At 59.6% G+C, this 15,564-nt stretch carries 16 protein-coding genes and 1 pseudogene; 12 read left to right on the plus strand and 5 right to left on the minus strand.

What is annotated here, in order from left to right; all coding sequences use genetic code 11:
• Positions 1-572 (plus strand): hypothetical protein (locus ABJP42_RS12520; RefSeq protein WP_348340828.1); only part of this gene is annotated, 572 nt, incomplete at its 5' end.
• A gap of 158 nt (positions 573-730) precedes the next feature.
• Here the strand turns inward: ABJP42_RS12520 and ABJP42_RS12525 are convergent.
• Entirely contained in the window at positions 731-1,525 is a 795-nt protein-coding gene (locus ABJP42_RS12525) for a TIGR03084 family metal-binding protein (protein ID WP_348340830.1), read from the minus strand.
• A 102-nt stretch (positions 1,526-1,627) separates the two neighbouring features.
• On the opposite strand from ABJP42_RS12525, the gene ABJP42_RS12530 reads away from it, so the two are divergent.
• The gene (locus ABJP42_RS12530; protein WP_348340832.1) at positions 1,628-2,335 is read left to right on the plus strand and encodes a TetR/AcrR family transcriptional regulator; all 708 of its coding nucleotides are present in this window, start codon (positions 1,628-1,630) and stop codon (positions 2,333-2,335) included.
• Positions 2,319-3,461 (plus strand): acyl-CoA dehydrogenase family protein, encoded by a 1,143-nt coding sequence (locus ABJP42_RS12535; RefSeq protein ID WP_348340834.1) that lies wholly within the window; start codon positions 2,319-2,321, stop codon positions 3,459-3,461. The genes ABJP42_RS12530 and ABJP42_RS12535 overlap by 17 nt, the downstream gene beginning before the upstream one ends.
• 123 nt (positions 3,462-3,584) lie before the next feature.
• Here the strand turns inward: ABJP42_RS12535 and ABJP42_RS12540 are convergent, their stop codons facing one another.
• Complete coding sequence (locus tag ABJP42_RS12540) at positions 3,585-4,598, minus strand: hypothetical protein (RefSeq protein ID WP_348340836.1); 1,014 nt, start codon at positions 4,596-4,598, stop codon at positions 3,585-3,587.
• A 232-nt stretch (positions 4,599-4,830) separates the two neighbouring features.
• On the minus strand, positions 4,831-5,028 hold the full coding sequence (locus ABJP42_RS12545; RefSeq protein ID WP_348340838.1) for a hypothetical protein: 198 nt from the start codon (positions 5,026-5,028) through the stop codon (positions 4,831-4,833).
• On the opposite strand from ABJP42_RS12545, the gene ABJP42_RS12550 reads away from it, so the two are divergent.
• On the plus strand, positions 5,027-6,337 hold the full coding sequence (locus ABJP42_RS12550; RefSeq protein ID WP_348340839.1) for a hypothetical protein: 1,311 nt from the start codon (positions 5,027-5,029) through the stop codon (positions 6,335-6,337). The genes ABJP42_RS12545 and ABJP42_RS12550 overlap by 2 nt on opposite strands.
• An 88-nt stretch (positions 6,338-6,425) precedes the next feature.
• On the opposite strand, the gene ABJP42_RS12555 is transcribed toward ABJP42_RS12550, so the two are convergent.
• Entirely contained in the window at positions 6,426-6,935 is a 510-nt protein-coding gene (locus ABJP42_RS12555; RefSeq protein WP_348340841.1) for a thioesterase family protein, read from the minus strand.
• An 83-nt stretch (positions 6,936-7,018) separates the two neighbouring features.
• Positions 7,019-8,149, minus strand: a complete 1,131-nt coding sequence (locus ABJP42_RS12560) for a THUMP domain-containing class I SAM-dependent RNA methyltransferase (RefSeq protein ID WP_348340843.1) — start codon at positions 8,147-8,149, stop codon at positions 7,019-7,021.
• A gap of 287 nt (positions 8,150-8,436) precedes the next feature.
• Between ABJP42_RS12560 and ABJP42_RS12565 the strand changes: the two genes are divergently transcribed.
• The 8 genes and pseudogenes from ABJP42_RS12565 to ABJP42_RS12600 form a co-directional block, all read left to right on the plus strand.
• A complete protein-coding gene (locus ABJP42_RS12565) occupies positions 8,437-10,170 on the plus strand; it encodes an ABC transporter substrate-binding protein (RefSeq protein WP_348340845.1) in 1,734 nt (577 codons plus the stop codon).
• Positions 10,171-10,332: 162 nt separating this feature from the next.
• On the plus strand, positions 10,333-11,424 hold the full coding sequence (locus ABJP42_RS12570) for an ABC transporter ATP-binding protein (RefSeq protein ID WP_348340847.1): 1,092 nt from the start codon (positions 10,333-10,335) through the stop codon (positions 11,422-11,424).
• A 9-nt stretch (positions 11,425-11,433) separates the two neighbouring features.
• On the plus strand, positions 11,434-12,528 hold the full coding sequence (locus ABJP42_RS12575; RefSeq protein WP_348340849.1) for an ABC transporter ATP-binding protein: 1,095 nt from the start codon (positions 11,434-11,436) through the stop codon (positions 12,526-12,528).
• On the plus strand, positions 12,525-13,388 hold the full coding sequence (locus tag ABJP42_RS12580) for a carbohydrate ABC transporter permease (protein ID WP_348340851.1): 864 nt from the start codon (positions 12,525-12,527) through the stop codon (positions 13,386-13,388). Before ABJP42_RS12575 ends, ABJP42_RS12580 begins: the two co-directional genes overlap by 4 nt.
• Before the next feature lie 14 nt (positions 13,389-13,402).
• Entirely contained in the window at positions 13,403-14,200 is a 798-nt protein-coding gene (locus tag ABJP42_RS12585) for a carbohydrate ABC transporter permease (protein ID WP_348340853.1), read from the plus strand.
• Entirely contained in the window at positions 14,200-14,478 is a 279-nt protein-coding gene (locus ABJP42_RS12590; protein WP_348340855.1) for a DUF2160 domain-containing protein, read from the plus strand. The genes ABJP42_RS12585 and ABJP42_RS12590 overlap by 1 nt, the downstream gene beginning before the upstream one ends.
• A gap of 330 nt (positions 14,479-14,808) precedes the next feature.
• The gene (locus ABJP42_RS12595) at positions 14,809-15,204 is read left to right on the plus strand and encodes a BlaI/MecI/CopY family transcriptional regulator (RefSeq protein ID WP_348340856.1); all 396 of its coding nucleotides are present in this window, start codon (positions 14,809-14,811) and stop codon (positions 15,202-15,204) included.
• Positions 15,194-15,564, plus strand: a pseudogene (locus ABJP42_RS12600) (M56 family metallopeptidase); the annotation flags it as partial. The gene ABJP42_RS12595 and the pseudogene ABJP42_RS12600, both read left to right, overlap by 11 nt.

Here is a 15,564-nt window from a genome sequence, read left to right on the forward strand (position 1 = left end):
AACCCCTGCAGCGCTCCATCGCCAGCGGTCTCTGGTTTGCGGCGCTGATGGTACTGAGTACCGGGTTGCTCTTTGCCGGTTTGGCGGTGGTAATCGGGACCTCGGCCACCGGCGCAGTTGCTGGCTATCAGGTTTTGGCCATTGCCGCTTTGCTGGTTCTGCTCTCGGCAGGTTCTGCACCACATTGCACGAAATCACCCAGCCGGGCCCGGGTCGCGTTCTTGGCGATTTTTCTGCTGAGTTGTTGGTCCTGGGGTTCAGCCCTGCGCATGGCTCTACAGTCTGGACGCACCGACATGCATGGGAAGGGCTGCATTCTCCTGGCCCGAGGCCCCTTTGACTATCAACCCCCTAATTCGATTGCCGAGATGCGCCTGCCCCGGTTCTACGCCGACTGGACTGGCCCAACTGGCAGTACCTTGCTGGAGTACCATGCGGTGCTTGTGGTGCCGAATGGGTCTCACACTGTCTACAACTGGTCCAAGATCAAAATACGATTTGAACCTCTGGATCCTCAGCGCAATCCCTATCTGCCCCGGAGCTGTCCTGATCCCGCTGCGCCTGCCACTTAGTTTCTCTTATCCGTATCTCGGTTCAGCGCCGTCGCCCCCTTGGGGCGGCGGCGCTGGGCCCAAGGGGATGCAGACTCCGGCAGGAGGCAAATCTGCGCGGGAGCCCCCTCTTTTCTTTTGGCATCAGCCCGTAGGAACAAAATCCAGCCAGAATGGGATCACGCCTTGTGACGCGCGCCCTTGGCCGGGGGTGTTTCTGCCGGGCCGGCAAAACACTGGGCGATCTCCATCCAGCGCGCGGCGGTTTCGCCTTTGCTCTCAAGACCGGTATCGGCGATGTTGCGCACCTGGGTCACCACCTGGGCAAATTCCACCGCTGAACCGCGCACCGCATTGTCCTCTTGGGGATCATTCCAGCTCCAGATCGCGCCAGATGGTCCGGTCAGCTCCACAAAGGGCGCAGGCTCTGGCACAGGTTCCTTGCGGTTCATGAAGGTCCAGCCATAGGTCGAGACCCCCAGATGGGCGATATTGCGAATGCGGTCCTGCTCTACCCGCTCCAGCCCCAGCAGGTCAAAAACCTCTTGCCCATGAGCCCAGGTCTCCATCTGCCGGGCCGTGATCGAGCTGAGCGCGCTCATATCCGGCCCCACCCATTTCACCCGCGCTTTGGGATCGGCCTTGGCAAAGGCATCGGCGCAGCTCTCGGCGCCCGCACGCCAGGCCTCAAACAGGGCGCGCCCGGACAAGCCGTCCAGCCAGGGGAACTGGCAGGCGAGGATGGATTTGCCCGATTGCATATCCTTCACGATGGGCCCGATAAAGGCGCCAAAGGCCGCCTCGCCTTGCAGCGAGGTCTCTGCAGCCACGTTGAACAGGTGCAAGTGGCCCAGCACGTGATCGATGGTCCAGCTCTTGAACAGGGTCTCGCGGTGCAGATCGGCCTCGGGCAGATCCTCCAGCGCCGCCGCCAGCGCCTGGCTTTCGGCTCGAAAATCTTCGGCTTGTTGCATCTCTCTTTCCTTCCTCGGGCAAATGCCGCTGCGTCGGCAGCGCATTCATGCGATTGAACAGACCAACTGTTCTGTTTTACGATTCGTCAAAAGGATAGGCTGATGCGCGCAGGAACCGAAGATCAACCGAACGTCACACCCGGCGATAAAGACCCGCAAGCCATCCCCAAGCGCGGCAACCCCGCCCGCGTGGCCAAAACCCGTGGCAAGATCTTTGATGCGGTGATCACCTCGCTGGACGAGGTTGGCTATTCAGAATGTTCGATCAACCGGGTGCAGACCCTGGCCGGGGTCTCGCGCGGGGCACTCACCCATCACTTCCCCTCCAAGGAGGAAATGATGGTGAAAACCCTGGAGCATCTGCTGGCGCCTGTGCGCGGCCCAAAGCAGCCCGGTGATGAGGCCAGCCTGCTGCGTCATGTGGAGGAAGCCGCAACCCTGCAGGAGGAGCTGCATCTGCTCTGGCGTCGGGTGATCAATACCCGCGAGGGGCGGGCGCTGATGGAAATCCTTGTGGCCGCCCGCACCGATGCGGCGCTGAGTGAGCGTATCACCCCGGCGCTTTGGGCCTATAACGACGATTTCAACCGCAATATCGCCCATCTCTACCAGGCCAGTCAGGGCCACGAGGAAGACCTGGCGCTGCTCTGGTCGATCTGCCGCAGCTTCATGCGCGGGCTGCACACCCAGGCCCCCTATGAACGCGACCCAAAAATCATCACCAAGATGGTCGATCTCTTCGGCCGCATTATGGCGCCGCATATGTCCGCGCGCACCGATCAGGGAGACACCGATGAAAAACCCGTTTGAAACCGAAGAGCACCGCGCCTTTCGCGATACCATCCGCGCCTTTGTGGAAAAGGAAATCCAACCCCATTGCGACGATTGGGACGAGGCCGGCGCCATCCCCTGGGAGCTGCATCAGAAGGTTGGAGACTTTGGCGTCTGGGGCTTTGGCATCGACGAGAAATACGGTGGCCTCGGCTTTGACGATTGTTTCCTGCGCGCCGCCTATAGCGAAGAGCTCGCCCGCTGCGGCGCCGGTGGGGTAACGGCCGCCATGGCCGGGCGCACCATCTCGGTGGAACCCATTGCCCGGCTGGCCTGCGATGAGATCCGCGAACGGGTGCTGCCCGAGATCCTGTCGGGGCGCAAAGGGTCTTCCCTGGGGGTGACAGAACCGGGGGGCGGTTCAGATGTGGCCAATCTCAAAACCACCGCCCGGCGCGACGGCAATCACTGGGTCATCAATGGCTCCAAGACCTTCATCACCGGTGGCATGACCTCGGATTACTTTGTCATCCCCGCCCGCACCGGCGGCGAAGGAATGCAGGGGATCTCCTTGTTCTTTGTCGAAGCAGAGACAGCCGGATTTTCCCGCTCGGCCCTGACCCGCAAGATGGGCTGGTGGTGTTCTGATCAGGCGACACTGTTTCTGGACGAGGTCCGGGTGCCCGCCAGCAATATGATGGGCGACGAGGGCACCGGATTTTTGTCGATCATGAACAACTTCAACATGGAGCGAATCACCCTGATCGCCGGAGTTCTGGGCATGATGAAGGCCTGCCTAGAGGATAGCATCGCCTGGGCACAAGAACGCGAGACCTTTGGCAAGAAGCTGATCCGCCATCAGGTGATCCGCCACAAGATCGCCGAGATGTCTGCCCGCATTGATGCGGTAGAGGCCACGCTGCGGATGATCTGCTGGCAGGTCAATCAGGGTGAAATGCCAGTGGCGGAACTGAGCAAGGCCAAGTTCTTTGCCACCAAGGCCTGCGAATTTTGCGCCTCAGAGGCGATGCAGATCCTGGGCGGGGCCGGCTATCTGCGCGGCAACCGGGTGGGGCGCATCTACCGCGAGGTCAAGGTCATGGCCATTGGCGGCGGCTCGGAAGAGATCATGCGCGATCTGGCGGTACGCCAGATGGGGCTGTGATCCTCATCAAGGTCTGAAATCAACCTTCGCTCGGCCGGTAGGTCGGGCAGCCCTCGTCCGCCCCCTCGGGCGGGGGCTTCACCCCCACCCGCGGACGAGGTCTCCCCTTGGTGGGTATGACACCTACCCCTCCGCGATGGCCTTGAAGGCCCGCGCCGCGGCTTCAAAATTGCGCGCCAGCGGTGCGGTCAGTTTTGACTGCGCCGCATAATAGGCCCCGACCCGACAGAGCTGCAGGGCATAGTCCGGATGCACCCCCGCATCATCGTATTTGACCACCCGCGCCTTGCTCAGCCAGCCGCGTTTCTTCACCTCTTTCTGGATCAGTTTCAGCCGTTGCACCGCATGCAGGCTGACATAGACCGAGAGGTAATCCAGATAGTCCTCAAGCTCGTAGCCCGCGCTGTGATCAAAGGTATCGATCATCACATCCGCCATACGGTCTGGCGCAATCGGCCAGGTTTCATCGGCGATGAGCCAGGCAAAATCCTCAGCCCCGTGACGCAGACCGGCATATTCAAAGTCAAACCAGCGCACAAAGCCATCATCGCCAATGGCGGCATTGCCTGCCCGGCAATCCCATTTCAGAAATTGCCGCCCGGGCTGGTCCATCCGTTCGGCCACGGCAACAAAATCAAACTCCTTGGGGATGCCCATGGAATAGGCCTGTAGCGCATCCACCGATCCCACCAGATTGATGATCCAATCCCGGTTCGATCCAAGATGCGGCAGCATCTCGCCCAGATCGGTCTGGCGGGCAGCTGCATGAATGCGAAAGATCGCAGCGCAGGCCTCGGCAGCCAGTTCGACCTGATCACCCTCACCATGCTCCAGAACCTCGCGGCTCAGCCGGATCTCGCCGGTGTCGGACTGAAACAACACATCCTCGTTGACGCCCAGAACCCGCGGTATGTCGTCACAATGCGGGCCTAACTGTTCCAGCACATAGGCCTCCAGATGGGTGCGTCGGAAATTATCGCGCAGGGTGGCAATGGCGCTGCGCTCGCCAAAATGCAGCCGCATGGAGGACCGCGACTTGCCACCGGGCGTGGTGATCCGATCCGGCGCTTCGCCCAGGGTCTCCTGCGCCTTGGCACTGATATAGGCCGCGCGTTCATCAAAGCTTCCGTCTGCCACCGGCGCTCTCCTCTGCCTTGCCCGTCCGTCATGGGGGAGGGCCCTATCCGTGTCTCCTACGCCCTTGGCGCGGTGACCAGCTAACTCTTACTGGTAACACTTTAGGCGCAGAAAATGGCAATTTTCAGGAGAGATCGCGACCAAGCAGAAGGCGCATCCAAAAAGGACCGCTCCGATTCGCAGCGGAAACGCAATGGTCCAAGCGCAATCTCAGGATGATTTAGGACAATCACTAGAACGCCAGGCTCTTTGTTTCCAATTCTTGCGGAAAATAAGGCAAATTTGCCCAAAATGCGGCAAAAATTTGGTTCAAAATCCAACCAACCCTAGACTGTTGCGATTGAATCTGCCGTCCACTTTCAACTGTGGGCTTGACCAACGGAGACGTTGCCGGGGCAGAAAGGGTGAACTGTGAAAGGGTGTAGATCATGGGCTGGGGAAACTTTTCGAACTGGGGCGGCGGACGCTCTGCCGGGGCAGGCAAGGGTGCCTGCCAAAGTAGGAGCTATCACGACGGCGGTGTCCGCGATGACGGACTGAACAGCTGGTACAGCGACAGGCTCGCCAACCACTACGGTGGACGCGGTGGCCGCAAACACTGGCAACAGGACGATGATGATCACGGTTCGGGGACCGGCGGCTCAGGGACCGGCGGATCTGGCACTGGCGGTTCCGGCAAAGGCGGATCCGGTTCTGGCGGGTCTGGGACTGGCGGCTCCAGCACAGGTGGCTCAGGCGGCGGCAAGGGCCGTTGGGGCAAAAAGAAATGGTGGCAGGAGCGCGACGAAGACCATAGCGGGTCTGGATCTGGCGGCTCCGGCACAGGTGGGTCTGGAACGGGTGGCTCAGGTACTGGTGGTTCCGGGACGGGCGGATCTGGCAAAGGTAGCGGCGGCACAGGAGGATCTGGCACTGGCGGGTCTGGGACTGGCGGCTCCGGCACAGGTGGCTCCGGTACGGGCGGATCGGGGACTGGTGGCTCGGGGACTGACGGATCTGGTACAGGTGGATCTGGTACAGGCGGTGGCGGTGGCGACACCGGTGGCGGCGCAGACAAGGCCTCTGTCAGTTTTGAAATCGGCGGCAATGGCGATCCCAGTGTCACGGTCGAGGTCACCCAGACCCCTGAAGGCCAGCTGTTCATCAAGCTGGCACCGACCTCCTACGACGGCGAAGTTGCCGATGTGGACGGGCTGTTCTTCAACATGACTGATGATGCAGATGTGCCCGGGTTGAACTTCTTCCCCGATGAAAACGCCCTGCCGGTCACCGGACATGCGGCGCAGGCCAATGCGGTGAACACGCTGGACGATGGCAGCACAGTGCCGGAAAACTTTGACGGCATGGTGCAATTTGGCCAATCGCCGGACAGCACCGATGGCACGGTCAACAACGCCAACTTCACCCTGTGGAGCGATACGGGCCTGACCCTGGATGACATTGACCTCAGCTCAATGTCGCTCGTGGTGACCAATCCGGATGGCAGCCAGCAGGTGTTGAACGGTGGCTATGATCCGGCCGCTGCGGCCTCGAACAGCACAAGCTATGCCAATGGCGGTGTGTCGGACGAGGGGCTGGATACCTGGTACGCGGCCAATATGGCCCAGAGTCCAGGGACGCCGGACGACGGCGAGCCCAGCGCAGAAGACGTCATGGCGCTGATGAACCAGCCGGTCGAAGAGCAAGACGACCCGGGGGCCGACCAAAGCGAAGACAATGAGATGGACCATTACATCTAGGCCAGCTCATCCTGTTGAACACACCAAAGGGGCGCTTTGCAGCGCCCCTTTTTACTGGCTTGCCAGCCCCGGTAAATCCCAAAAAGAGCTAGCCGCGCCGGATGCCGATCTTGGCGCCCAAGCCAGCAGGACGCGGCAGGCTGGCGTGATCCCGCTGCATCTGCGCCAGGCGGGCCTGCAGCCAGCCCGGGAAAGCCGTGGCGCGTTTGCTGGTGTGATCAACATTCATCGCCAGGACTTCCTGAGTGGCGCAAATAGCGCCCTCCATCTGGATTTCCGCCCAGAAATGGATGCGTTTCAGATCATGGTCAATCAGCTGAAACTGCACGGAAAATTGCTGCCCCTGTTTTAGCTCTTTGAGGAACTGGATGCTGGATTGCAGTACAAACAGCCCCTGCCCGGCTGCCCGCACATAGGCTTCCCCATTGCCAAGCTGATGATCAAACAGCTGATCAATCGCCCGGTCAAAACCCAGGCCGTAGTAGCCCACGTTCATATGGCCGTTATAGTCGATCCACTCTGGCAAGACCGATTGTTCTGCCACCAGAATGGGGGCCGCATAGGGGCCATCATGGCCACCAATAGGATCTGTCGTCATGTTGTTTTACGCTCTTTGCCCGCAGGAATTCTCTGGCCTCTTGATGCCCTGCGGGGCGGTTCCGGGTAAAGCGGAGCCTCACGTCACGGCAGCGGATTGGTCTTGAACAGGCGGATCTTGAGCCCGCCATGCGCCACCGGAGCCCCTAGCGGCAGCAGCGGCAGGCCCGTGGCCTTGGCCAATCCGGTCTCGCTGGTGACAATGCCGACCCGCCAGCCGGAAAACCGCTCCATCAAGGTCTTCCCCAAGGCACCATAGAGCGCAAAGAGCAGCTTTTTGTTGCCAATCCGGGCGCCATAGGGCGGGTTGACGATCACCAGACCGGGTTTCACCCCCTCGGGCGGCATCAGATCACTGACCGCGTGCTGGCTGAACTGAGTACAGGCTGACACTCCGGCGCGTTCGGCATTGGAGGTCGCCATTTCCACAGCGCCCGCATTGCGATCCGAGCCATAGAAACTCAACCCCGTCATGCCCACATCCTGCGGCGTCAACTCCGCCTTGAGCGCCGCATAGGCCACGGCGTCAAAACTGGCCATCTGCTCAAAGGCAAAACTACGGCTGCGCCCCGGCACCAGACCCAGCGCAATCTCGGCGGCCTCAATGACAAAGGTGCCGGAGCCACACATCGGGTCCACCACCGGTTCCCGCCCGTCAAAGCCACAATCGCGCAGAAACAGCGCCGCGAGGTTTTCCCGCATTGGCGCCTTGCCAACGGCGGATTTATGGCCCCGCTTGTGCAGCCCCTCTCCGGAGGTATCGACGCTGAACTGGCACATATTGTCATCAATACGTAGCTTCAGCGTCAGCGCGGCCTCTTTGGAAACCGTCGCACCAAAGCTTTCGACCAGCGCCTTTTCCACCCGCTGTGCGGCGGCCCCGGCATGGTAGATCTTGGACTTTTTATTGGTGGAGACCTCGACCCGCACCGGCACGTCGCGGCGCAGCACCTCGCCCCAGGGGAATTTGCGCGACCGCTTGTCCAGCTGCGCCAGATGGAAGGCGCGGAATTCGCCAATGCGGGCCAGCACCCGGGCCGCGCCGCGCAGGCACAGATTGGCCCGCCAGACTTCGCGCCAACCGCCCTGAACGATGACCCCGCCGGGCACGGATTTAGCTTCGGCGAATCCCGCCTCGCGGGCTTCGGCCAAAAGGGCAGATTCTAACCCTGGGGCTGCGGTCAGGAAGATCTCGAATGTGTCTATTTCGCTCATGAGGCTCTCTTACCCCGGTTTGCGTGCTACTGCGATGGCTATTTCGCCCCCGGCGCAGTCCAGCCATGGCAAGACCCTGCCGCATTGCAGCAAGGAAATGGTGGCAAAAAGACTCACTCCGCCGACCATTGACGCCTCAAAAAGGATCAAAAATAAAAGCATCATTTCATGTAGTTACATATAAACTAAATTTTTAGTTTGACAACCATGACACCGATATGAAAGCTAAATGCCAGTCAGATGCGAGAGAGCGCAGCTGACCTTACAGACTTTTAGGGAGGGAAAAGATGCGCAGGTATCTTTTGTCCGCAGCAGCGGTATGCGCCGTGGCTGCGGGACAGGCGGTTTATGCCGATGAAGCAGCCGCACTTAAATGGATCGAAGAGGAATTTCAGCCCTCGGTCCTGACCAAAGACGAACAGATGAGCGAGATGCAGTGGTTTATCACCGCCGCGGAGCCCTTCAAAGGAATGGAGATCAACGTGCTCTCCGAGGGCATCCCGACGCATTCTTACGAGTCGGAAGTTCTCACCAAAGCCTTTGAAGAAATCACCGGGATCAAGGTTAATCACCAGATCCTCGGCGAAGGCGAAGTGGTGCAGGCGGTTCAGACCCAGATGCAGACACAGCGCAATCTCTATGATGCCTATGTCAATGACTCGGATCTGATCGGCACCCACTCGCGCCTACAGCTGGCCCATAACCTCACGGATATGATGGCGGGTGATTTCAAAGACCAGACCAACCCTGGTCTTGATCTTGACGATTTCATGGGCACCCAGTTCACCACCGGTCCCGATGGTGATCTCTATCAGCTGCCCGATCAGCAGTTTGCCAACCTGTATTGGTTCCGCAAAGACTGGTTTGATCGCGCCGACCTGCAAGAGGCCTTCAAGGCAAAGTACGGCTATGACCTGGGCGTTCCGGTCAACTGGTCTGCCTATGAGGACATCGCCGAATTCTTTAGCGAAGACGTCAAAGAAATCGACGGAACCGCGATCTACGGCCACATGGATTACGGCAAACGTGCGCCTGACCTTGGCTGGCGTATGACCGATGCCTGGCTGTCGATGGCCGGTGCCGGCTCCAAAGGTGAGCCAAACGGCGTGCCTATCGACGAATGGGGCATCCGTATGGAAGCCGGTTCCTGTAACCCAGCGGGCGCAAGCGTCACCCGTGGCGGTGCTGCAAACGGTCCGGCTGCGGTCTATGCGATCCGCAAATGGGACGAGTGGCTGCGCAAATACGCGCCTCCCGGTGCGGCGTCCTATGACTTCTACCAGTCGCTGCCAGCCCTGGCGCAGGGCAATGTTGCCCAGCAGATCTTCTGGTACACCGCCTTTACCGCCGATATGGTAAAGCCACAGTCCGAAGGCAACAACACCGTGGACGAAGCTGGCACGCCGCTGTGGCGGATGGCGCCAAGCCCACATGGTCCCTACTGGGAAGAAGGTCAGAAGGTTGGTTATCAGGACGTTGGCTCCTGGACCTTCCTCAAGTCGACACCGCTTGAGCGGTCGCAGGCAGCCTGGCTCTATGCTCAGTTTGTTGTGTCCAAAACTGTCGATGTGAAGAAGTCTCATGTGGGTCTGACCTTCATTCGCGATAGCTCGGTCAACCACGAGAGCTTCTCTGAGCGTGCCGCCAACCTGGGTGGTCTGGTCGAATTCTACCGTTCGCCCGATCGTGTGGCCTGGTCGCCAACTGGTGTGAACGTGCCTGACTATCCAAAGCTGGCCCAGATCTGGTGGCAGCAGATTGGTGACGTGAACTCCGGTGCCTTTACACCGCAGGAAGCCATGGATCGTCTGGCCGAGGAAATGGACATCACCATGGCCCGGATGCAGCGTGCAGATGAGCAGGCTGAGATCTACGGCGGTTGTGGCCCGCGTCTGAACGAAGAGAAAGACGCCGAATGGTGGTATGCCAATGGCGGTGCCAAGCCACCGCTGGAGAACGAGAAGCCTGCAGGTCAGACCGTCAACTATGACGAGCTGGTCGCCCGCTGGGCCTCGCAGTAACCGCTCCTCCCCGTCGGGCCTGTTCCTCTTTGGCATTGGCCCGGCACCCCGCCCCGAAGCATTGTTTCGACTGTGTTTCGGGGCTCTTTCTCCCCTGCGAACTACAGACACGGCCCCTACCAGTCTTTGCTGCAGGGCCGGTTGCCGGAAAGTCAAACAACGATGGCACTTGAACTAAGAAACGTGACCAAGCGCGTCGGCGCGATCGAGCATATCAAGGATACATCTTTGTTGCTGGAGCCCGGTCACTTTAACGTCCTGTTGGGCGCCACCGGGTCGGGCAAGACCTCGCTGATCAAACTGATGGCTGGGCTGGACCCGATGGCCAGCGGTCAGGTGCTGATGGAGGGCGAGGATGTCTCGCGGCTCAGCACCCAGAAACGCAACATCAGTCTGGTGCACCAGTTTTTCATCAACTACCCGCATATGACGGTTTACGAGAACATCGCCTCGCCCCTCAAGGTGGCTGGGATGGCGAAGTCCGAGATCGAAGACCGCGTTGCTGAGGCCGCCAAGATCCTGCAGCTGGAGCCGATGCTGCAGCGTCGCCCGCACGAGCTTTCTGGTGGCCAGCAGCAACGCTGCGCCCTGGCGCGGGCGATTGCCAAGGAAAGCCGCGCCGTTTTCCTGGATGAACCGCTCGCCAACCTTGATTACAAGCTGCGCGAAGAGCTGCGCGACCAGCTACCTGAATTGTTTGCCGGTCGCGGGGCTGTGGTGGTCTATGCCACCTCGGAACCCGAAGAGGCGCTGCTTTTGGGCGGCAAAACAGCCCTGATGCGCGACGGGCGCGTGACCCAGTTTGGCCCCACGGCCGAGATCTACCGCAACCCGGAAAACCTGGACGCGGCGCGGGTGTTTTCCGACCCGCCGATCAATACTGCTACAGTGGTGAAAGAGGGCACAACCGCCCGCATGGGATCACGGGTGAGCTGGCAATTGAACGGCCCTGCCGCCGGGCTGAGCGACGGTCCCTATTCCATCGCCATCCGCCCCTATCACGTCCTGCCCAGCGCCAGCGAAAAAGCCACTGTGCAGCTGGCTGGTCAGGTGCAGGTGACAGAGCTTTCCGGTTCCGAAAGCTCTGCGCATTTCGACCTTGGCCTCGGTAATTCCGCTGGCGGTGAGATCCATGCCAACTGGGTCTCGCTCTCGGCTGGGGTGCACCCCTACGAGATTGGCGAAATGCATAATTTCTACATGGACCCTTCGGCGTGCTACTTCTTTGCACCCGATGGCTCCCGCGCAGCCTGAGGCTTAATAATGGCAAAAATTACACTCTCAAAGCTGCGGCACAGCTATATGCCCGCACCCAAATCCCCGTCAGACTATGCGCTGAAGGAAATCGATCTGGATTGGAGCGACGGCGGCGCCTATGCGCTGCTTGGCCCTTCGGGCTGTGGCAAATCCACCCTGCTGAACATCATCTCCGGCCTGCTGGTGCCCTCTGAAGGCAAGATCCTGTTTGACGGCCAGGACGTCACCGCCCTGCCTCCGGATCAGCGCAATATCGCCCAGGTGTTCCAGTTCCCGGTGATCTACGACACCATGACGGTCTACGACAATCTCGCCTTTCCGCTGCGCAACCGTGGCCGCGACGAGGACACTGTGCGGACGCGTGTTATGGCAATTGCCGAGATGCTCGAAGTCACCGAGATGCTGGACCAAAAGGCTGCAGGCCTGAGCCCTGACAACAAGCAAAAAATCTCTATGGGCCGGGGACTGGTGCGCGAAGACGTCAATGTGGTGATGTTTGATGAACCGCTAACAGTGATCGACCCGCATCTAAAATGGAAGCTGCGCTCGAAACTGAAAGAACTGCATCAGCGCGTCAAAGCGACGATGATCTACGTGACCCACGACCAGACCGAGGCGTTGACCTTTGCGGATCAGGTGGTGGTGATGCAGCAGGGTGAGGTCGTTCAGATCGGCACGCCAGTGGAGCTGTTTGAACGCCCCGCGCATACCTTCGTGGGCCATTTCATCGGCTCTCCGGGGATGAATATCCTGCCTTGTGACTTGCAGGCCGGCGTTGCCCGATTTGGCACCCAGGCCATCGCGCTGGAAGGGCCCATCCGCGGCGAGGCCACCGGCCAAACAGAGCTGGGCATTCGCCCCGAGTTTGTCTCCCTGGCCGATGCAGGCCTGCCCGCAACCGTCACCAAGGTCTCGGATGTGGGGCGTCACACGGTGGTGGAATGCAATGCCAATGGCAGCCGCATCAATGCGATTGTCGAAGGCGCAGGCCCCGAAAAAGGCGCCGCAGTGCATCTCGATTTTCGCCGGGATCAAACCCGGCTTTATGTGGACGGCTGGCTGGCCAGTACCCCCGACACCGCATCGGAGGCGGAGCAATGAAAACCGAAAACCAAAAAGCCTGGTTCTTTGTCCTGCCAGTTCTGATCCTGGTCGCCTTCAACGCGCTCATTCCGATGATGACAGTGGTCAATTACTCGGTGCAGGAAACCTTTGGCGACAACGTGTTTTTCTGGCAGGGGCTCGACTGGTTCGAGCAGATCCTGCGCTCTGATCGCTTTCACGCCGCCCTTGGACGTCAGTTTCTCTTCACCTTCCTGATCCTGATCATCGAGGTTCCCCTCGGAATTGCCATCGCCCTGGCGATGCCGCGCAAGGGCTTCTGGGTGCCGGTCTGTCTGGTGCTGATGGCCCTGCCGATGCTGATCCCCTGGAACGTGGTTGGCGCCATGTGGAACATCTTTACCCTGCCGGATATCGGCCTCCTGGGCTATTTCCTCAACCATGTGTTGGGCATTTCCTATGACATGACCCAGAATCCGCTGGCCGCCTGGGTGACAATTGTCACCATGGATGTCTGGCACTGGACCTCGCTGGTGGTGCTTCTGGCCTATGCCGGGCTGGTCTCGATCCCGGATGCCTATTACCAGGCCGCCAAGATCGACGGTGCCTCTAACTGGGCGGTGTTCCGCTTCATCCAGCTGCCCAAGATGAAAACCGTCCTGACCATCGCCATTCTGTTGCGCTTCATGGACAGTTTCAACATCTACACCGAGCCCTTTGTGCTCACCGGTGGTGGCCCCGGTAACTCTACCACGCTCTTGTCGATCGACTTGGTGAAAATCGCCCTGGGTCAGTTTGACCTCGGTCCCGCCGCTGCCATGTCGCTCATCTACTTTGCAATCACGCTTCTGGTCTCTTGGCTGTTTTACACCCTGATGACCAAAGACGATCTGAACTAAGGAGGGTTTGAGAGATGCAAAAACGATCTATCATCCCCATTGTCTATATCCTCTTCCTGATGCTGCCGATCTACTGGCTGGTGGCGATGAGCTTTAAGACTACAAACGAAATCCTCTCCGGCTTCTCGCTGTTCCCGCAGACCTTCACGCTGGAAAACTACGCCACCATCTTCACCGATCCCTCCTGGTACTGGGGCTATATCAACTCGATCATCTACGTGAGCATCAACACGGTGATCTCGGTCGCTGTGGCCCTGCCGGCCGCCTATGCCTTCTCGCGCTATCGCTTTCTGGGCGACAAACAGCTGTTCTTCTGGCTCTTGACCAACCGGATGGCGCCAGCGGCGGTCTTTGCCCTGCCCTTCTTCCAGCTCTATTCGGCAGTGGGCATCTTTGACACCCATCTGGCGGTGGCCCTGGCCCATTGCCTGTTCAATATCCCCCTCGCGGTCTGGATCCTCGAAGGCTTCATGGGCGGCATCCCCAAAGAGCTTGATGAGACCGCCTATGTGGACGGCTATTCCTTCCCGCGCTTCTTTGGCACTATCTTCATTCCCTCGATCAAAGCCGGCGTCGGCGTGGCTGCCTTCTTCTGCTTCATGTTCTCCTGGGTAGAACTGCTCCTGGCCAAGACCCTGACGGCCGTGGCGGCCAAACCCATCGCCGCCACCATGACCAAAACAGCCTCCAGCGCGGGCTACGAGCTGGGCCTCTTGGCAGCCGCGGGCACATTGACAATCATTCCGGGGGCCATCGTGATCTGGTTCGTCCGCAACTATATCGCAAAAGGTTTTGCGATGGGGAGAGTGTAATGCTGTCATGGATGGCCTGGACCTGGCCCACTGCACTGGTCTTTATCGGTATTTTCTCTGCCATCGGCCTTTTGGTCCTACTAGAGATCCGCACTCCCGGCGGCGACGCCCGCAAAGGCGTATTGGGACTCACCACCACCCGGGGGGATCGCCTGTTCATCACCCTCTTGGGCACCAGCTATATCTTCCTGGCCTGGCTGGGGCTGGTCGGCATGCCGCTTTGGTGGCCCCTGGGGCTGGCCATTCTCTGGGGGGTGTTCACCTTCTGGAAGGTCTGACGCAGCCTGCTGCAATCAGCGGGTCAAGGGGGCCATAGGCCCCGCGCCAGCGGCCCGCCCTTGATGCGCAAACCTTAAACACACTGGACATGGGCCTTGAAGGCAAACCTGCCCTTCAAGGCCTTCTCAGCCCACCAAGGCCGCGCGCGCCTTGAACCGCCCTCTCGGTCGACATGTCACCTGGTGCTGTTCGGAAAATAGGCGCGCGGAAGCGCTCCTTTTAACTGGGCCCAGTCCTGAACCACGGCTCTGCTAAAGAAATAGTTTTCAATATGCCCCCGCATCCCCTAACATCGTTCAAAGACCAAAATGGACCGGACATAAGACGACATGCGTAAGAAACAGGACAATTCACTGCTGACCGAGGTTGAGCTTGAATTCATGACCGTCGTCTGGGCCACCGGGGGCGGCACTGTCAGGGAAATCCTGGCGGTGCTCAATCAGGCACAGGAACGCGCCTATACCTCTGTGGCAACCGTTCTGAAGATTATGGAACAAAAGGGCTTTTTGACCAGTGAAAGGGCTGACCGCTCGCTGATCTACCGCCCCGCCATTCCCAAAACAGAGTATCAAAAAACCTCTCTGAAAAACCTTTCGAGCAAGCTGTTCAACGATACGCCCGCGGCCCTGGTCGCCCGTCTTGTTGAGGATGAGGAAGTAACCGACGACATGCTCGTTGAGATGCGGGCGCTGCTGAACGAAAGGTTGGGGGACAATGGAAGCTGACGCGCTGATCAATGGCTATCTGGATCTGAATCTTCTGGTTCTTGCGGGCACTCTACTTTGGCTCGCGGCGCGAAAACTCCTGTCTCACTCTCGACTTGCCAATGCTTTTGGTGCCCAGCTGCGGCTGATGAATGCGCTCACCCTGTTGCTGGCGCTCTCACCCTTCTTGATGTTTGCCTTCACCCGGCTGGTGATGGCCCATCCGCCCAATATTTCTGACCTGCTGGTGTCCCAGTTCCTGCAGGGCAATGTCAGCATGAGCGCTGCCAATTTCGAAACCCTGCTGGGGCTGCGCGAAGATACCGTGCGCGTGCTGTCCTCCCAGCAGCTGCTCTGGACCCGGTTGCTCACCTCGACCCT

It is taken from the genome of Pseudophaeobacter sp., from assembly GCF_039971195.1.
GTDB lineage: Bacteria > Pseudomonadota > Alphaproteobacteria > Rhodobacterales > Rhodobacteraceae > Pseudophaeobacter.